A 427-nucleotide genomic window follows, 5' to 3' on the forward strand; every position below is an offset into this window, starting at 1 on the left:
GCGCCCGATCCGTCATCTCGAAGGCGTCGCCGTGCAGGGAAGCGGGGGAGGCAAACCCGTCGGAGCCGGTCAGCGTGTCGTCGCCGCCCTGCGTCCTGCCCCCCATCGCGTAGGCGTCGCCGTAGAGCGTGTTCTGCGCGGAGGCGCGGGCGCCGGTGCCGCTTCCGGCCTGGAGCGAGTCGTCCCCGCCGCGCGCCCGGTCCGTCATCTCGTAGGCATCGCCGTAGAGGATGCTGTTGGAGCCGAAGGTCCCGATTTGGTCGTTGCCGCCCTGGGCGTTCTCCGAAATGAGGCGGGCGTCGCCGTGTGAGTTGTTTTCAGTGAAACTCGCTGGCGCGATGCGGTCGTCGCCCCCGATGGCGCGGCCCGCGAGAACATCGGCATCGCCATAAAGGAACGCCGGGTCTGTTCTCGGGATAAGAACGGT

General features: G+C 68.6%; 1 pseudogene. It reads right to left on the minus strand.

The annotated features are described in order from the left end of the window. Positions 1–427 (minus strand): annotated as a pseudogene (locus MWC30_RS22005) (hypothetical protein); the annotation flags it as partial.

Origin of the sequence: Desulforhabdus sp. TSK (assembly GCF_022836495.1) — a bacterium.
Taxonomy (GTDB): domain Bacteria; phylum Desulfobacterota; class Syntrophobacteria; order Syntrophobacterales; family Syntrophobacteraceae; genus Desulforhabdus.